At 68.1% G+C, this 612-nt stretch carries 1 protein-coding gene; it reads right to left on the reverse strand.

Annotated elements, in window-relative coordinates; translation table 11 throughout:
- Positions 1–424 (reverse strand): pyridoxal-phosphate dependent enzyme (locus AB8Z36_RS41245; protein WP_369218462.1); only part of this gene is annotated, 424 nt, incomplete at its 3' end.
- Positions 425–612: the final 188 nt, after the last annotated feature.

Raw genomic sequence — 612 nt, forward strand, 5'->3', positions numbered from 1 at the left:
GGTAGTGGATGGCGTCGTGGTACTGCCGCATCCAGTGGTACGAGGGGTTGGCCGCGAGGATCTCGGCGATGCGCCGCACCCGCGTCTCCTGGTCGAGACGGAGGTCCTTGGAGGGGGCGACCTGCTCCAGGGTGGCGCCGAGGATCTCCAGCTGGACCCGGGTCGAGCGGTCCACGGTCGTGGAGCCGACGATGTGGCACTTCATGCCGTAGCGGTGGCAGGCGAGCGCGAGGGCCTGCGCGTAGATGCCGCTTGAGCTGTCGATGAGGGTGTCGCCCGGTGCCACCGCGCCCGTGTCGAGCAGATGGCGGACGGCGCCGAGCGCCGAGTAGACCTTCATGGTCTCGAACCGGAGGCAGACGAGGCCCGGTTCGAGGGATATGAGGTCGGGTTTCTTCACCGCTTCCGCGATGTGGGCGTGCATGGCCGAATCCCCCGGTGAGGTGTGAGAGCGGAAGACGCCGGGGGCGTGCGGTGCCCCGGGACGCCGAGAGCATCACATCAGATGAAAATGATTGTCAAGAGCGGGTAGGGTCGGCACACTGGTCCTCGCGGGGCGGCGAGCCGTACGCCCCGCGCCGTCGAGAGGAGTCGCGTGAAGCTGTCCCAGGA

The sequence above is a fragment of the Streptomyces flavofungini genome (genome assembly GCF_041028215.1).
GTDB lineage: Bacteria > Actinomycetota > Actinomycetes > Streptomycetales > Streptomycetaceae > Streptomyces > Streptomyces flavofungini_B.